Source organism: Holdemanella sp. MSK.7.32, from assembly GCF_024460475.1.
In the GTDB taxonomy this organism is placed as follows: domain Bacteria; phylum Bacillota_I; class Bacilli_A; order Erysipelotrichales; family Erysipelotrichaceae; genus Holdemanella.
This window is the reverse complement of the sequence record NZ_JANFYN010000009.1, coordinates 23,879-39,182: the sequence shown is the minus strand read 5'-3', so window position 1 is coordinate 39,182 and position 15,304 is coordinate 23,879. Positions and strand designations below refer to the sequence as shown.

Annotated in this window: 17 protein-coding genes; 3 read left to right on the top strand and 14 right to left on the bottom strand. The window is 33.7% G+C overall.

Annotation, left to right across the window (positions count from 1 at the left end; all coding sequences use genetic code 11):
• Window positions 1-2: 2 nt before the first annotated feature.
• The 6 genes from NE544_RS03610 to NE544_RS03585 form a co-directional block, all read right to left on the bottom strand.
• Complete coding sequence (locus tag NE544_RS03610) at window positions 3-428, bottom strand: DUF523 domain-containing protein (protein WP_118116604.1); 426 nt, start codon at window positions 426-428, stop codon at window positions 3-5.
• Window positions 428-1,867 (bottom strand): glycogen synthase GlgA, encoded by a 1,440-nt coding sequence (glgA, locus tag NE544_RS03605; protein WP_118116602.1) that lies wholly within the window; start codon window positions 1,865-1,867, stop codon window positions 428-430. Before glgA ends, NE544_RS03610 begins: the two co-directional genes overlap by 1 nt.
• Complete coding sequence (gene glgD, locus NE544_RS03600; protein WP_118116600.1) at window positions 1,867-2,982, bottom strand: glucose-1-phosphate adenylyltransferase subunit GlgD; 1,116 nt, start codon at window positions 2,980-2,982, stop codon at window positions 1,867-1,869. Before glgD ends, glgA begins: the two co-directional genes overlap by 1 nt.
• Window positions 2,983-2,984: 2 nt before the next feature.
• Window positions 2,985-4,124, bottom strand: a complete 1,140-nt coding sequence (locus NE544_RS03595; RefSeq protein WP_256268363.1) for a glucose-1-phosphate adenylyltransferase — start codon at window positions 4,122-4,124, stop codon at window positions 2,985-2,987.
• 115 nt (window positions 4,125-4,239) lie between these two features.
• Complete coding sequence (locus tag NE544_RS03590; RefSeq protein ID WP_256268362.1) at window positions 4,240-5,460, bottom strand: chloride channel protein; 1,221 nt, start codon at window positions 5,458-5,460, stop codon at window positions 4,240-4,242.
• Window positions 5,461-5,522: 62 nt separating this feature from the next.
• Window positions 5,523-5,891: a desulfoferrodoxin family protein gene (locus NE544_RS03585; protein WP_118114986.1), complete on the bottom strand. Its 369-nt coding sequence runs from the start codon at window positions 5,889-5,891 to the stop codon at window positions 5,523-5,525.
• Between the two features lie 91 nt (window positions 5,892-5,982).
• On the opposite strand from NE544_RS03585, the gene NE544_RS03580 reads away from it, so the two are divergent.
• A complete protein-coding gene (locus NE544_RS03580; protein WP_158570502.1) occupies window positions 5,983-6,744 on the top strand; it encodes an RluA family pseudouridine synthase in 762 nt (253 codons plus the stop codon).
• Here the strand turns inward: NE544_RS03580 and NE544_RS12280 are convergent.
• The 4 genes from NE544_RS12280 to NE544_RS03565 are packed head-to-tail and all read right to left on the bottom strand — an operon-like array spanning window position 6,717 to window position 9,957.
• Window positions 6,717-7,178 carry a prepilin peptidase gene (locus NE544_RS12280; protein WP_370866036.1) on the bottom strand — a complete coding sequence of 154 codons (462 nt, stop codon included), beginning with the start codon at window positions 7,176-7,178 and terminating at the stop codon, window positions 6,717-6,719. The two genes, NE544_RS03580 and NE544_RS12280, sit on opposite strands and share 28 nt — an antisense overlap.
• Before the next feature lie 52 nt (window positions 7,179-7,230).
• Window positions 7,231-8,427 carry a cation:proton antiporter gene (locus NE544_RS03575; RefSeq protein ID WP_256268361.1) on the bottom strand — a complete coding sequence of 399 codons (1,197 nt, stop codon included), beginning with the start codon at window positions 8,425-8,427 and terminating at the stop codon, window positions 7,231-7,233.
• Window positions 8,428-8,441: 14 nt separating this feature from the next.
• A complete protein-coding gene (locus NE544_RS03570; RefSeq protein WP_256268360.1) occupies window positions 8,442-9,329 on the bottom strand; it encodes an RluA family pseudouridine synthase in 888 nt (295 codons plus the stop codon).
• Window positions 9,316-9,957 (bottom strand): HAD family hydrolase, encoded by a 642-nt coding sequence (locus NE544_RS03565; protein WP_256268359.1) that lies wholly within the window; start codon window positions 9,955-9,957, stop codon window positions 9,316-9,318. The genes NE544_RS03570 and NE544_RS03565 overlap by 14 nt, the downstream gene beginning before the upstream one ends.
• A 137-nt stretch (window positions 9,958-10,094) precedes the next feature.
• Here NE544_RS03565 and NE544_RS03560 point away from each other — a divergent pair, with 137 nt between their 5' ends.
• Entirely contained in the window at window positions 10,095-11,612 is a 1,518-nt protein-coding gene (locus NE544_RS03560) for a 4Fe-4S dicluster domain-containing protein (protein ID WP_256268358.1), read from the top strand.
• Between the two features lie 65 nt (window positions 11,613-11,677).
• On the top strand, window positions 11,678-13,582 hold the full coding sequence (locus NE544_RS03555) for an NAD(+) synthase (RefSeq protein WP_256268357.1): 1,905 nt from the start codon (window positions 11,678-11,680) through the stop codon (window positions 13,580-13,582).
• Window positions 13,583-13,596: 14 nt separating this feature from the next.
• Here NE544_RS03555 and NE544_RS03550 read toward each other — a convergent pair whose 3' ends face one another.
• The 4 genes from NE544_RS03550 to yihA form a co-directional block, all read right to left on the bottom strand.
• Window positions 13,597-13,812, bottom strand: a complete 216-nt coding sequence (locus NE544_RS03550; RefSeq protein ID WP_256268378.1) for a DUF2179 domain-containing protein — start codon at window positions 13,810-13,812, stop codon at window positions 13,597-13,599.
• Between the two features lie 175 nt (window positions 13,813-13,987).
• The gene (locus tag NE544_RS03545; RefSeq protein ID WP_256268356.1) at window positions 13,988-14,332 is read right to left on the bottom strand and encodes a type II toxin-antitoxin system RelE/ParE family toxin; all 345 of its coding nucleotides are present in this window, start codon (window positions 14,330-14,332) and stop codon (window positions 13,988-13,990) included.
• Window positions 14,329-14,634 (bottom strand): type II toxin-antitoxin system RelB/DinJ family antitoxin, encoded by a 306-nt coding sequence (locus tag NE544_RS03540; RefSeq protein ID WP_256268355.1) that lies wholly within the window; start codon window positions 14,632-14,634, stop codon window positions 14,329-14,331. The genes NE544_RS03545 and NE544_RS03540 overlap by 4 nt, the downstream gene beginning before the upstream one ends.
• 84 nt (window positions 14,635-14,718) lie before the next feature.
• Window positions 14,719-15,303, bottom strand: a complete 585-nt coding sequence (gene yihA, locus NE544_RS03535; RefSeq protein ID WP_118012332.1) for a ribosome biogenesis GTP-binding protein YihA/YsxC — start codon at window positions 15,301-15,303, stop codon at window positions 14,719-14,721.
• Between the last annotated feature and the right edge of the window lies 1 nt (window position 15,304).

Here is a 15,304-nt window from a genome sequence, read left to right as displayed (position 1 = left end):
ACCTAAACGAATTTTTCTGATTCCGCTTCCATAATCGGTATATTTAAACCTTGCAACATTTGTGCAAAGACACCACTACCAGTTACTAGATTACCTGTAAAAGTCCCATCATAAATAACAGAATATCCACAACTAGGTGATCTTCTTTGTAAAATTGCAAAATCTACTTGTTTTTCTTTCGCTATATTCAGAGCAATTTCTGCCCCTTTGATAAACTGTTTTGTACAATCATTTCCCTCTTTATCCAAAATTCTATCTCCTACTTTTTCACAAGGAATACGAGGACAACAAAGTCCTCCAAGCATCTCTGGGCATACAGGAATCACTTCATGATCTTTTAAAAGCTCAACAATTTTTTTGTTTAAATTGTTTTTTCCGTTATACTTACAGTTATATCCTAATAAACATGCACTAACAAGAATTCTCATCAGTCAACTAATTCATCATACAACAAAGAATATGTTTTAGCACTTTGTTGCCATGACACATCTGTATTCAATGCATTTCTTTGTAACATTTCCCAATCCTCTTTACGATTGTAATAAACGTCACAAGCATAATATAAAGTATGAATCAATTCATTCGAATCGTAGTTTTCAAAACTAAATCCATTTCCTGATTTTTCATACTCATTGTATGCATCAACCGTATCTTTTAAGCCACCAGTTTCACGAACAAGAGGTAAAGTACCATAACGCATAGAACACAATTGTGAAATTCCACATGGTTCAAATAAACTAGGCATCAAGAACAAATCACTTGCCGCATAGATACGGTGTGCCAAGCTTTCATTGTATCCATAATAGAAACAAATCTTTCCTTTATTTCCATCTTCAAGTTCACGGAACTTATTTTCAATTTGACTTTCACCACTACCCAAAATAACCAATTGGATTGGAGCTGCACATAATGCGTCTAATTGTTCCATCAATAGATAGAATCCTTTTTGCCAAGTCAAACGAGAAACGACACCTACCATCATTACATCAGGATTCTTTTCTAATCCAAGTTCTTCTTGTAGAGCCATTTTTGCCTTTTTCTTTTGAGCCGCAATATTCACTTTATTAAAGTGATATGGAATTTCTGGATCTGTGTTAGGGTTCCATAACTCGATATCAATACCGTTGACAATACCCCATAGATCATATTTACGCATATTCAATACAGCTTCTAAGTGTTCACCATATTGAGGCGATAAAATTTCTTGTGCATAAGTTGGTGATACAGTTGTAACTTTGTCCGCATATAAAATACCAGACTTCATAAATGAAATACCACCATCAAAACGTACATTACCATTGTCTAACAAATAGTATGGTAATCCTAAACAACTATCTAGCATTTCAGGACCGAAATTTCCTTGATAAGCCATGTTGTGGATTGTATACACAAAACGAATTGCACGATATCTAGGATCTGCATCGTGAGTTTCTTTAACCATACAAGGAATCATACCTGTATGCCAGTCGTGGCAATGGATAATATTTGGCCAGTAATTCAACTGGTTCAACATTTCAATAACAGCCTTTTGGAAATATCCAAAACGCTCGCCATCATCTTGATAACCGTATAATGAATCTCTTTCAAAGTAACCTTGATGTTGAATGAAGAAGAAACATACATTATCTACTACTTTTGAGAATACACGTACGGGTACTTCATGATAATTGATTGAAACTGAATATTCACAATCAAAGTGAAGTTCATTATAGTATTTATCACTAATTTTCTTATATAAAGGCATGACAACCTTTACTTCATGTCCTCTTTCAGTAAGTGCCTTTGGTAAAGAACCAATTACATCAGCAAGTCCACCTGTCTTAATGAATGGTAATCCTTCCCCAGCAACCATCAAAATTGATGCCATTAAACGTTCTCCCTTCTACCAATATACAAAGGTTGTTCTTCTAACCCTGCTAAATCTTTTTTCTTTGCGATTCTAGAATGTTTATCTACAATCACATTCTTTAAGTGAGCACCATCTGCAATTTCTACATCTGGCATAATAATGCAATTTTCAATCAATGCATCTTTTCCAATTTTACAAGAACGACCAACAATTGAATTCTTAACTACACCACTGATTTCACAACCATTCGAAATTAATGAACCTGTTGCAGTACCACCATTCAAATAAATGGCTGGAGCTGAATCGCTTGTACGAGTATATACAGGCCATTCTGGATCTGCGATATCTTTCATTTTTTCTTCCGTTAAGAATTGCATATTACTTTCATAATATGATTTCAAATCATTAATTACATAAATGTGTCCACGATAATTCAATCCACGAATATCCATATCTACACATTTATCATTTAAGATATCTTTAAACCAATACATTGAACTTGTTTCTTGCGCTTCTTCAACTAATGTTTTAAAGATTTCTTTTGACATGATGTAAGTCTGTAAAGATAAATATCTAGATTTATAGTTACCTAAGTTTTGATCAATACTTAATACGCCACGTTGTTTATTCATTTGAAGTACATCACATCCAATGTAGTTTTCTTTTGCGTTATCAACATGTTGATATAAAACAGAAACTTCTGCGCCACTTTCGATGTGTTGTTTCAACAATTCCTCATAATTTCCTTTATAAAGCATATTAACAGGAGCAATCACAACATAATCATTGTGATTTTCCATCACAGCATGAATGTTTTCAGCATAACATGAAATATCTGTAGTAAAACGTGAAGTTCCACCTTCAGAATATACAGGCACTAAAGATAAGTGTCCATGTTTAGAGTTGATGTTATAGTGACGACCAGTACCAACGTGATCAATTAAAGAACGAGGATTTCCATTTACATAAATTTGAATATCATCAATTCCTGAATTTGACATATTTGAAATCGCAAAGTCAACTAAACGATAACGTCCTAAAAAACTGAATCCAGCGATTGGACGATATTTTTGCATACCTTCTACATATACAGAAGAATCGTTGTAAGTAATTATTCCTAAAGCGTTACACATAATTATTCACCCTTCTTTACTCTTTTTGAAATCAATACGATTTCTTCACTGTCTGGACTACCCACAACAGCACCATCATCAATCTTCACACCATCCGCAACAATTGCACGATAGATTTTTGCACCTTTACCAACTTTTACATTTGGCATTAATACAGCTTGAGATACAAATGCACCTTCATCAATGTCAACATTGTTAAATAATACGGAATCTACTGCTTCACCACGAATGATAGCTCCCTGGTTGATGTAGCAATGTTCAACTTTTCCAGTTGGACCTACATAGTGAGGTAAAGTTGGAATATCTTCTGTATAGATTTTCCAGTTTGGATCATCCAAATTCAATTCATTGTTTTTGTTCAACAAGTCCATATTTGCTTCCCACAATGAATCAATTGTTCCAACATCTTTCCAATAACCTTCAAACTTGTAAGCATATAAACGTTTGTTGGCATTTAAGAAGTTAGGAATAATATCTTTACCAAAGTCATGGTGTGATCCTTCTGCAGTCATATCCGAAATCAATTCTTTACGTAATTGTTTCCAGTTAAAGATATAAATACCCATACTAGCTAAATTGCTCTTTGGATGTTCTGGCTTTTCTTCGAATTCAACAATTCTTCCTTCATCATCTGTATTCATAATACCGAAACGGCTAGCTTCCTTCATTGGCACTGGAAGTACCGCAATTGTACAATCGGCATTATTTGCCTTGTGACAAGATAACATATCCGCATAATCCATTTTATAGATGTGGTCACCTGAAAGAATTAAAACGTATTCAGGATCAAACTTATCAATAAAGTCAATGTTTTGTGTGATGGCATCTGCTGTTCCTTGATAAACGTCAAATTTTGTACCATCTTTTTCACGTGGTGGCAAAACATAAACACCACTTCCACGTGCATCAAGTCCCCATCTTTGTCCAGCACCAGCGTACGCATTTAATTCTACAGATTCGTACTGCGTTAAAACACCTACAACATTGATATCTGAATTCGCACAGTTACTTAGCGGGAAATCAATAATACGATATTTTCCTCCGAAATAAACAGCCGGTTTCGCATTCTTTTTAGTTAGTTCCAAAAGACGTGTTCCACGGCCCCCCGCTAAAATCATGGCGAGCATATTATTCTGTTTCATAATCATCCTCCTAATAATACTCTTTATATAACTAAAGTATATCACTTTTTCAAATAAAATCTACTTGTTCCCTTAAATTTGTATGCGTTTTCAAAATGCTACAAAAAAAGACAAATCATTCTCTGACTTGTCTTTGCAAAGCATAAATCGATTCATTTTGATTTACTATATAAGCTATAGCACACACTACAAAGAAGAATGGAAAATATTGATATCCAAACACTTCCATGCCTATCGCAATCGGCGCTAAAAAAGTATTCGTTGCAGCACCAAAAACGCTGCAATATCCTAAAGCTGCCACAAATAAAGGGTTTAACCCAAAAACAGGTGCAATTATAACTCCTAGACTTGATCCAATCGCAAATAATGGTGTAACTTCTCCACCTTGAAAACCAGCTGATAAAGTTAAAATTGTTAAAACAAATTTTAAGATCCAATCATAACTATATATCTTTTCAGATGTTAAAGATCCCACAATCAAGTTTTCACCAACCCCAGAATAACGACACTTGCCAAATACAAACAATAAAATTGCAACAAGAATACCCATCATAAAAATGCGTTTATAAGGATTCTTTATTTTATTTGCCACAAAAGCTTTTGTATGCTTTAAAGAAAATGCAAACAATCCGCCAATCAAGCCAAATAAAATTCCTAAAACTAAAAGTTTTATGGATAGTTCGACATCTAAATCACTTACACTTCCAATTTTAAATGTACTCTTATGTAATCCAAATAAACTAGAAACATAGGCTGCTGTAAAACTAGCCGGAATTGCACATGACATAGCTCGATATTTTAAGGTTCCCGCAACAAGTACTTCTAAGGCAAAGAAAATAGCCGTAATTGGAGTCCCAAATAAACCGGCAAAACCAGCTGCCATACCTGCAACCATGAAGATAACACCACTATTTTTAAAACGAAAATACTTACCGAAATAATGAGATACAGTCGCTCCAATCTGCATTGCAACTCCTTCTCGACCAGCACTACCACCAAAGAAATGTGTAATCCATGTTGACACAACCATAAACGGTGCCATACGAAGAGGAATCCAATCACTCTTTCCTTGATCAACTTCAAAGACAAGCCCCATACCTTTTCTTGAGATTCTTCCCCAATGATCAAACAAGAACACAATTGCTAAACCAGCAAACGGAAGTCCTACTAACATAACACATCCCATATGTTCTCTAAAATTTAAGATCCATTCTAATCCTTTACCAAAAATGACTTCACATATCGCAACAATAGCACCAATAAAAATACCACAAAAACACTTTAAAACAATTTCATCATAAACTTTAAACGATTCTCTCAACTTTTCTTTATACATACGATTATTATAGAAAAACAGATTGTTTATTTCAACAATCTGTCATTATTTTTACATTTTAATTACAATTCTATTTCATTTTTCCACAAGCCATGCAAGTTACAATACTCATACACAGTCACCTTACCTGTTCTTCCTTTTAGATCAAAAACATATTCTGGTTTCATTCCTGGTACTAATCCTGCACGATCCACAGTTCCATCACTATACTCAACCCAAATATTTGTGATATAGTGTGCTTCTAACATTGGATGTTCAACACTTCCAACTACAACTTTAAGTTTATTATCTTCTACACTCACTTGTGGAACATGTTTTTCTTGTGCCGCATCCACTTCACCAGCTTTTAATTCACGATACCCATTAGGAACTACATCCATCAACAATCCTTCAACAACACTACCGTTTTCTAAATTTTTAAAGATTTTCATAAGTATTCCTCCTGTTCTTCTATTGACATTATGACACGCATCATTAAAATATTCTATTGATATGCTCATAAAAAACATAAATGAAAACTACATGCGCTATACAACAACTTCTCAAGAAATCTTTGAGACTTTTTGTATTTCAAAAACACATAAAAAGCATCTTAAAATAGATGAAGAGAAAAAGACGATTTATTTTAATTACCCAGAAAAAGATGTTGAAATAAATTATGAACCGGTTGACATTTTATACGAAAATACATTTTTGATTGTAGCCTTTAAACCTCCATTTTTATTGGTTCACGATGATGGAAACAACCAAGACACTCTACAAGCTCGAGTCAATGGATATTTACAATTAAACCAAAACAAATATCCAGCTCAAGCTATCCATCGAATTGACTATGAAACAAGTGGTTTGGTGTTATTTTGTAAGCATCCATTCTTTCAGGCATATTGCGATAAAAATATGGAAGAGCACCATATAAAAAAAGAATATATTGCCTTAGTACAAGGTCATACAAATTATAAAAATAAAAAGATCATTTCAAATATCGCAAGAGATCGTCATAATGCCAAGAAAATGATCATTCATCCAAATGGAAAAGAAAGTGTTTCAATATTTAACACACTTAAAAACTATAAAGATTATTCGCTGATTCAAGTAACGATTCTTACCGGAAGAAAACATCAAATCCGGGTTCAATGCGCTTCTTTGAAACATCCCATTTTAAACGATTCCTTATATGGAGGTAAAAAAATTGATAATACTGGACTTTTACTTCAAAGTCATCATATTCAATTTAATGATGTAGATATTACTTGTCCTCAAGAAAAAAGATTCATTAGAAAATAGAATATCGTATATCCTTTCAAAACGGCAATCCATACACCGATGCATAAACATGACACATATGGAAGGATATGCTTTTTTTTATATAAAATCCAAAGTATTCCAAGTAAAACACTAATATATAAAGCTACAAGCATTCTTTCTATGCCCAAATAAAATCCAAAAAAAGTCAAATAACACACATCGGCACTGCCAATCCAATCGGATTTAATCAATTTAATGGTTCCACTGACAAAAAGAAAAACTAGACTTGTACAGACTCGATTTAATAATGGCACATAACTTGAACAAAAGAATAAAAGAAGTATCGATGGAAAAATCCAATACTTTTCAATATACATCGTTTCATAGTCTTTTTTGGCAAGAAAATACAAGAATAAAACGAAATAAACAGTCGATAGTTGAAATGGTTTTATTAAAAATGTAATTATAAACATAAATAAAAGAGTCTTCATACTTTCAGTATAAAGACTCAATGTGAAAATAATATTAACAATTTGCAGTTTGTACAAAATCTGCATCATTTGGTTTCTTTTTGTATACGATTTTTAATAAGATTGGTGTAATAACCGTTGTGAAAACGACACACAATAATACTGGAGTCACAAAGACCTCAGGTAAAATACCTAATGCCATACCTTTATTTGCGACAATCAAGGCAACTTCTCCACGACTAATCATACCACATCCAATACGAATAGCTTGTGTAGGTGTATATTTACATACAATAGCACCTAAACCACATCCAATAATTTTTGTCAAAACGGCAACCACACATAATACAATAACTAACTCAATAAGTTTGGCATTCCATGTGATTGGAGAAAGTTTTAATCCAATACTCGCAAAGAATACAGGTGTAATCAACATATAAGATAATGTTGAAATACGTTTAGTGACATAAGCACATTGTCTTGTACCCGAAAGAATCAAACCAGCCACAAAACTTCCTGTGATATCCGCTACACCAAAGAATGCTTCTGAACAAAAGGCCATGATCAATGCGAACGCAAATGATACGATTGAATATCTTTGAAGTCCACCACATGAATCGTGTTCAAACCACCATGAAAATACTTTGTGTAAAATCAGACCTACAACAACGGCAAACACAAAGAATAGTAAAATTTTAAACATAACAACGCCGATGTTCACTGAACTGTCAGCCATTCCTGTTACTAATGTCAAACAAATAATACCTAAAACATCATCAATAACAGCGGCTGCTAGAATCGCATTTCCACTTTCTGTAGACATACAACCCATTTCTTTCAATGTTTCTACCGTAATACCAACACTTGTGGCTGTTAAAATAACACCTAAGAATAGGTTGTGTAACCAAGCGTCTGGCCCAACATTATAGAATCCACCAACTACATATCCAACAGCTAATGGAACTAATACACCCAATGTTGCGATGATAAAAGCTTTTAACCCAGCCTTTTTTAAATCTGTAATACTTGTTTCAAGACCGGCCGCAAACATTAAGACAATAACACCAATTTCTGACAAAGATTCAATCAACTTACTTGGCTCAACTATATTTAACACCGCAGGCCCTAAAACAATACCTGCGATCAATGCACCTACTACAGATGGCATACGTAAACGACGAGAAAAAAGTCCAAAGGCTTTTGTCATTAATAAAATTAAGGCAATATCTAATAGATATCGATATTCTTGCATATTCATACCTCCTACTATGCTCTTGGAATTTCAAACACCGTTTGTTGAAGTGGCAAATCTACATCATGAAACTCCAACCGATATGCCATCAATTGTATCGGCCTTTTCTTTCCATGATATCCATATTTGACGTCACCCAACAAAGGATGCTTTATATGCCCCATCAGGGCACGAATCTGATGAAATCTTCCTGTATGAAGTGTAATTGTACATATTGAATTCTCGCCATCATTTCTTTCAACATGCACATCCATCAATGCTTTTTGATAGCCCTCTAATTTTTTATCACTTACTTTCGCAACAGTATTTTCTTTGCGAATGTAATAACACATACTAAAATCTTTTTCTTTAAAAGTACCAGTAATATATGCCCGATACATCTTCTGGATTTTACGATTTGCGATTGCTTCGTTTACTTTTCTTAAAGCATTCGCATTCTTTGCAGCAATCACTAGACCTGTCGTATTCCGATCCAGTCTATGACAAATACTTGGAGCAAAAGAATGTTCCTTATTTGGATCATACTCGTTTTTTTCCATTAAGTATGCTTGTACACGATTTACCAAACAATCTTGAGTTTTGCTTCGATCACTCTGTGACAATAAACCATAGGGTTTATTCACAATCAAGATATTTTCATCTTCATAAATAACATCCAACTGTGATGATATATATTGCGTGTCTACTTGTTTCTCTTCTAAAACATCCGGAGGTAAAAATAATAAAATACTATCATTTTCCTGGATTTTCTGATCAAAAGTACAACGTTTACGATTCACTTTTATTTTCTTATTTCGAATCGCCTTATACATCATTGACTTGCCTAGTTTAGGAAAAGTTTTCATTAAAAACTTATCTAATCTTTGATTCGCATCATTTTGATTGATCTTAATCTCTTTCATAAATAAAATCCAAACTTTCCATTAAACTGTCCATAACCGGTACATTTACACTTTCTAAAGTTGCTCGATTTTGATGCCCTGTAGTCACCAAGATACATTTGGCATCAATACTTTTTGCGACTTCATAATCATGAACGCTATCTCCTACAAAATAAATTTCATCATCTAGGCTACAAGTTTGTTTAAACGCATGAGCTAATTCCACTTTACTTTTTGCATAGATATCATTGATTCCGTATATCGAATCGAATAAATCATCTACATGCAAGGTTTTCATTTGTTTAAGAAGATAATCCATTTTACTTGCAGAAAGCACGGTTTGCGAAAAGCCTAGATTCTTTGCCTTATTCACAACATCCAATACATCTGAATGCAAATCACAAGCATAGCTTTTTTCTTGATAATCCTCCATATATTCGTGAGCCAACATGGAAAAAGGTATTTTGTCAAAATCAAAGCCTACCCTTTTATAATAATCTTCTATTGGAAAAGTAAATACTTCACGATATTGACTTAGAGTATCCAGAGGTTTCAAATCATGACTGACTAAAAGACGGTTGATACAAGAAAAACATAAGTCAACATCATTCAATAATGTTCCATTCCAATCCCATACAATTTTTACCAAACAATTCACCCCGCACGGTATTATATCACTATTAGAAAAAAATAATAACATTTTATACTAATTAAAACTTTCACAAATATAGTTTTTACTATATAATATTGTATGAGTCTATATGAGGAATAAAAATAGGAGGAAATATGAGAGGAATTTATAACTCGGTAACTGACCTTCGTCGTCAGGTCTTTACTGCCATCGCTTCAATGGCGTACGATGACAATACAGATTATTCTAAGCGTATGGAAGAAATCCCATATGAAATCTTACCTGGTACAAAAGCAAAATATCGTGATAGTATTTTTCTAGAACGTGCAATTATCGGGGAAAGATTACGTTTGGGTATGGGCTTGCCTGTTCGTGATATTACTGAATATACAAACATTTCAGATGGAATTGAAGAAAGTACAATTGCGAAAAAATATTATGATGATCCCCTTATCAATATTATTAAATTCGCATGTAATGCGTGTCCAGAAAAGAAAGTATTTGTAACAAACGCTTGTCAAGGATGTTTATCACACCAATGTACAGAAGTATGTCCTAAAGATGCAATCCATATTGTAAATGGAAAGAGCTGTATTGATCAAGAAAAATGTATTAAGTGTGGACGTTGTATGGATGCATGTCCTTATCACGCAATCACTAAATTAGAACGTCCATGTGCTGCAAGCTGTGGAATGGACGCAATCAAATCCGATGCAGATGGAAAAGCAGAAATTGATTACGATAAATGCGTTAGCTGCGGAATGTGTCTAGTTAACTGTCCATTTGGAGCTATTGTAGATAAAGGACAAATTTTCCAAACAATCTATGCCATGAAAGAAGGCTATGACGTCATTGCGGCTGTTGCCCCTGCTTTCGTTGGTCAATTTGGTCCAGCTGTAACGCCAGACAAAGTAAAAGCAGCATTAAAAGCTGTAGGTTTTGCGGATGTTGTGGAAGTTGCGATTGGTGCTGACTTATGTACAATTGAAGAAGCTGAAGACTTCTTAGATAAAGTGCCTGAAAAACAACCATTTATTGCTACAAGTTGCTGTCCTGCATGGTCCGTTATGGCGAAGAAAAACTTCCCTGACTTTGCACCATACATTTCAATGGCATTAACTCCAATGGTATTAACGGGTCGTTTAATCAAAAAAGAAAAGCCAAACGCTAAAGTTGTATTCATCGGTCCTTGTGCTGCTAAGAAATTGGAAGCAAGCCGTAAATCAATCCGTAGTGATATTGACTTCGTATTAACTTTTGAAGAAGTTATGGGTATGTTCAATGCGAAAGGTATTGCATTAGACCAAATCACTACTTCTGATCCATTAACAGAAGGAACAAATGCTGGTCGCGGATTTGCTGTCAGTGGTGGTGTTGCCAAAGCCGTTAAAGACTTGATTCAAAAAGAACATCCTGGAACGGAAGTAAAAGTTCAGGCTGCAGAAGGATTAAAGAACTGTAAGACAATGTTGATGATGGCTAAAGCTGGAAGACTAAACGGATACCTACTTGAAGGTATGGCTTGTCCTGGTGGATGTGTTGCCGGTGCTGGTACTTTACAACCAATCAACAAATCAAGTGCATTAGTTAAAAAATACGCTACTGAAAGCGATAAGAAAGATGCAGATGAATCTGCATATGGAGATCGTCTTCACGAACTAAGTGAACTTTAATCAAAGACGTCCTTAAAATGGACGTTTTTTTTTGATATAATCATGTTTGGAAATGAGGTATGAACATGCATCGTTATTCATATTATAAAACGGCTGCCTGTACTTTAAATGTTTCAATTGGAGATCCACAGGCAAATAAAGAAGAAATTTTAAAATGTATCCAAGAATTGGATTCAGATACACAACTTGTAGTATTTCCAGAACTATGTATTACAGGATATACATGTCAGGATTTATTCTATGAACATACATTATTAAATAGCGCAAAACAAGTCCTATTTGAAATTGTAGAAGAACTACCAGAAAACCTAGTTACAGTTTTAGGCTTACCTTTAGAAATCGGAAACAAGCTTTATAACTGTGCCGCCATTTGTTTCAACCATGATATTCTAGGTATTCAAGTAAAAACATATATTCCAAGCTATAATGAATTCTATGAAACAAGGTGGTTCTCGAGTGCTAGTGAATTAAAAGAAAACACAACTTTTACATACAAAGATAAAAAGGTTCCCGTTTCAAATCATATCGTATTTAAAGATACAACAACATCGGCTTGTTTAGGTATTGAAATATGTGAAGATCTATGGGTGACTATTCCAGTAAGTTCAACCCATGCATTAGCTGGAGCGAATGTATTATGTAATCTAAGTGCTTCCAATGAAATCATCTCAAAAGCAAATTACAGAAGAAATCTAGTCAAAGATCAAAGTGCTAAATGTTATGCGGGATACGTATATGCCAGTGCAGGACCTACAGAAAGTTCGAGTGACTTGGTTTTCTCTGGACACAATTTAATTTGTGAAAATGGGACTATATTAAGTGAAACTAAAACAGACAAAACCATTTATGGACAAATCGATTTAGACCATTTAAATCATGATCGTCTACACTATAAGACAAGCATGCAAGATTTATTCCATGTAAACTATACAACCGTGGAATTCACATCAAAACCCATCGAAGAAATTGAATTTGATCGCTATATCGATGCTTATCCTTTTGTTCCAAACAATCAAGATGAAAGAATTGTTCGCTGTTTAGAAATATTACACATTCAAGCTCAAGGCTTGGCAACCCGCCTTTCAAAAATTCATTGTAAAGATGTTGTGATTGGAATTAGTGGAGGACTCGATTCTACTTTAGCTTTGCTTGTATGTCATGAAGCCTTTAAAATTAACAATTATGATTCAAAAGGAATTCATGCGATCACAATGCCTGGATTTGGTACGACGAAACGTACTAAATCCAATGCGCAAATCTTAATGGACCTACTTCATGTATCTAGTGAAGAAATTTCTATCGTGGATGGTGTAAACCAGCACTTTAAAGATATTCACCATGATCCAGAAGTTCATAATATTACGTATGAAAACTCACAAGCTCGTGAAAGAACACAAATTCTGATGGATTTAAGCAATGCCTATAATGCGATTGTTGTTGGTACTGGAGACTTAAGTGAACTTGCCTTAGGATGGTGTACATATAATGGAGATCACATGAGTATGTATGCGGTAAACGCTAGTGTTCCTAAGACACTTGTTCGTTATATTGTTGAAAGTGTTGCCTTAAAAGATGAAATATTACATGATGTATTGATGGATATTTGTGATACACCAGTATCCCCAGAGCTTTTACCACCAGATAAAAATGGTAAGATTGCTCAAAAAACAGAAGAAGTATTGGGTTCTTATGATCTTCATGATTTCTTCTTATATCAAATGTTAAGACATCACGATGAGCCTAAGAAAATCTATGATTTAGCTTGTGTTGCATTTAAAGATGTAGAAAAGGAAACAATTAAAAAGGCCATCACAACATTCTATAATCGTTTCTTTACCCAACAATTTAAAAGAAACTGTATGCCAGATGGTGTTAAGGTCGGATCTATTTGTTTCTCACCTAGAGGTGATTGGAGAATGCCAAGCGACGCATCAAGAAATCTATGGACAAAACAAGTGGAGGAAATTTAGTTCCCCCACTTTTCTTATACTTTATCCATATTATTTGAAAAAATATCTGCAACTTCACTCATAATAAAATAAGCACCCAAATCGATTTCATGAACTTGTTCTTTCATGCGGTGTCCCTGATATCGATTGACTATAAAATAAACTATGGATTTAGGCCTTTTTGAACAACCACCCGTGGCATCTACACGAGTAACGCCACTTCCAAATGTATCACTTAATGCTTCACATATTTCTTATTGTAAGCATAAATAAATTCATAATACGAGTGTTGGGTTTTGTTTCATAAGCTCAGCACTCCTTTTTAGGGTTTCATTTTTACATACTCATGCACCAAAATCATTTCATTCTCAAATCTTTTAGACAATTTAAAAGAACAAATTATTTTTTAGCCTGTTCTACTATTTCTTAGTCAGATTCTACCACATAAGGGATTTCATTTTCTGCAAGAAAAAAATTATTAGTAATATTTTGCGAATGATGAATAACTCTTAATATATAAACTTTATCATCCATTATTTCATAAATTATTTTATATTTTTTGTATATTGCATATCTAACATTAGTTTCTTTTTTTAATAATTCAAATCTTGGATATCTTTCTGGCAAATATTCTAAAGATTTAATGAGTGAAACAATTCCGTTAATTAAGTGCTTCACATAATTCAAATCAAAATTATTCATGACATAATACTCATAGATGTGTCGAATATCCAAATTTGCCTTATATGATATTTCTACTTCAAAATTCATAGTTTTAGATCCTTTTTCAATGTTTCATAAAACTGATCAAAAGGAATTGTATTCCCTTTTAAAACTTCATCATGAGCAGCAAATATCTCTTTAGCTAATTCCTCTTTTGTAAGTTCATCTTCATTTAAAATTTTATTTGATGGAATTTTCACATCAAAAGGCAATCCATTATTTAAAATAATTTGATTATAAAACATGTTAATTGCGACAGAAGATGGTATTCCTAATTTTGATAAAATTGCTTCTGCTCGTTCTTTTGTTTCTGGTTCAATTCTTGCGTATACATTTGATGTTTTTGGCATAAAATAAGCTCCTTTTTTTCTTTATTATAAGTCAATGTACTTACATACGCAATCGATTATCATACATTATAATAAAAGAACAGACTATTTTTTAGCCTGTTCTACTATTTCATTGATTCTTTCTAAGACAGGTTCAAAACCTGTTTTTTCTGTACTACTGATACCGAAAATATTCTTCATTGGCAAATGAAGCTGTTGAGAAATATCTTTCAACGCACGAACACGTTTTGTCTTAGGAATCTTGTCAACTTTTGTAGCTACAATAACGATTTGAATTCCAAGACTTTGAATCATTTCAATCATATCTAAATCATCATGCGTTGCGCCATGTCTTGCATCAACAAGTTGTACAACACAACAAATCTGCTCTCTTTGGTTAAAATATGTATCCATCATTTTACCCATCTTGATCAGCATTTGTTTAGACATTTTCGCATAGCCATATCCAGGAACATCCACTAACATCCAAGTATCATCAATCTTAAAGAAATTGATCAACCGTGTTTTACCTGGTGTATTTCCTACATAGGCAAGTTTTTTCTTATTAGTCAATGCATTAATAAAGCTTGATTTTCCAACATTACTACGTCCAACGACTACAACTTCTGGTAGATCAGATTCTGGCCATTGTTCTTTTTCAACAGCACTAATCACAAATTCACTGATCATA